This window comes from Gammaproteobacteria bacterium, from assembly GCA_003696665.1.
Lineage (GTDB): Bacteria > Pseudomonadota > Gammaproteobacteria > Enterobacterales.
In genome coordinates this window covers 1-2,036 of the sequence record RFGJ01000572.1, presented here as the reverse complement: position 1 = coordinate 2,036, position 2,036 = coordinate 1, and the positions used below count along the sequence as shown (strand labels likewise).

The following is a 2,036-nucleotide window of genomic DNA, read 5'->3' as shown; positions in this document are numbered from 1 at the left end:
GGTGTCTCCTCCTTCGGATTGGTTTCTCACTAACGCAACCCTACGGAATCGAGGCCCACGATGGCCTCCTACAATTTACAGCAGTTTATGGACGTCACCGATTGAGCTCACTGGTTTTTACCGAGCGCAGCGGAGTAAAAATCCAGTACAGCGATTTGTTAGCCATCGATATTTCCCCATCGAAGATAAAACGCAAAAAACGGATCGGTCACATGCAGCACTTTATCTTCCTCCTCAAAATCAATCACAGGGGTGGAACTCTCGTCTGATGCAGCAATGCTTGCCATGTGCCGAAGAACTCGCGCTACTTCGTGTAGTTGCGGGGTATCTACAGAGACCTCTCGAATGGCGGCCCTCAACTCCTCGTACTCGATTGTTACTAGCCCCGGTCTGATGTGCGCCAAAGCGTGAAGAATCAAACCATATATGTCGACTTCGTTCCCGCTCTTAAGTTTGCGCGGAATACGGTCTGTTCTTTGGCGCGGCCCCCTCGCCAACTTCTCGAATATAGGCCGACCAATAGTTTCTGCCACTTCTGAATACACCTCTTTCAGTTCTTCTTTTGAAGGATTCAGATCACGGCCATCGACGTCAGTTTTGATTGCATTCTGCCGACAGAGCGCGCGGCAAAAATCCTGAACAAGATGCGGACTTCCTATAGCCTCACGAGAAAAGGATGCTACCGCATCATCACTTATTGTGCATCTCATAAGGGGAAACCCAACTTGCGGGATGTAACTGAGTTCTTCTTCTTCCCACAAGGGAATTTCAATTGGGTGAAGCCTCCCTGTCATTTCTTTCTCAACCTTCAACGCATCGTAACGACGATGAGGGATAGCAATTAGAACGACGGGGAGGCCATCAAATATAGGGGCCTTCAATGCACGAACTAGTGAACCTTGCAAATCTCTGGGTATATAATGGAAGTCATCGACTATGAGGGGAAGCATCGCATCGCGCAAACCTGCAAGAGCGGTAACACGGGAGCTAACAGTTCTAGTATGTGATTTCGATGAACCTTTCGTTTCTTCAGTCTTTGCGAATAATTTCCCGCTCCCCTTTGCTGCTAAGAAATTGGCCTCTGCCCCCCCTTCGGCACCTATTTCGTTCGATCTGCCGTTCGAGCTCGCTTCAGTGGACCCTTGGAACAATTCGAGTTGCTCAATGATCGTTGCCCAAAAATCCTCTTCCGCACCAACTGTTCCACCATCAACCCAAATAGCATTATCAGGAGGAAATGCCCCCCTCACTAAAACGGTTTTTCCTGATTTTGTATGACCAGTTACAGTAGCCAGTTTGCATAAATTGTCTGCTACTTCTGCAAGGCGTTCTTCAAGCTTACGGCTGGTTCTAGGGTTGTATGTGTGGCGTGGAAAGCCACCAGGAACAAAAACTTCTGAATAACGCATGATTTTCCTTTGGCTAACTTGTTATTATGGAGGCTTCTACATTCATCGACCCTTCCATCACATCCCCGGCAAACGATCACCCTCAACCATATCTATCCTTGTGTCATGCGGTCAAGAATAGGGCCCCAAACTGATGTTTTATCTTGCTATGGCTTGTTATCCATAGCATGGAATGAGTGATATCTCCAAAGCTTGTGAATCGTCTTTCCAGTCGGATTCTCCCTGATCTTTCGGAATCATACAGATCGCTCGAATCTGGCGGATTGGCTGGAGCGTTAGGTGCATCCGCTGACCGCACGGGTTCCCGGAATCCCTCGCCACCCTTCGGGAATGTTTGTCCGGGCACGGGCGCCCGGAGCGGCCATCGTTGACAATGGAGGCCTGCCGGCCCAATTTCAATGAATGGCAACCATGGCAAGGTCGGCTCCTTTCGCAATCATTTCGCGTCACAGCGCATGGCTTCGGGGTGCGCGATTTGCCCGCGAGCAAGCCTCGGTATCCTGACTCATGGCCTACGATCCCGCCGATCTGAGGCTGCCGCCGTGGCTATTGCGGCTGTTCGATGCGCTGGTTCGCGTTCGCCTGCCGCTCGGCCCGAACTGGCGGCTGGGGCTGACGCGACCGGGC

The 2,036-nt window shown here is 50.9% G+C and carries 2 protein-coding genes; one reads left to right on the top strand and one right to left on the bottom strand.

Features of this window, described 5'->3' with window-relative positions; genetic code table 11:
- Positions 1 to 158: 158 nt before the first annotated feature.
- Positions 159 to 1,409, bottom strand: a complete 1,251-nt coding sequence (locus D6694_13955; protein ID RMH36369.1) for an ATP-binding protein — start codon at positions 1,407 to 1,409, stop codon at positions 159 to 161.
- 398 nt (positions 1,410 to 1,807) lie between these two features.
- Between D6694_13955 and D6694_13950 the strand changes: the two genes are divergently transcribed.
- A partial coding sequence (locus tag D6694_13950; GenBank protein RMH36368.1) for a hypothetical protein occupies positions 1,808 to 2,036 on the top strand: 229 nt, incomplete at its 3' end.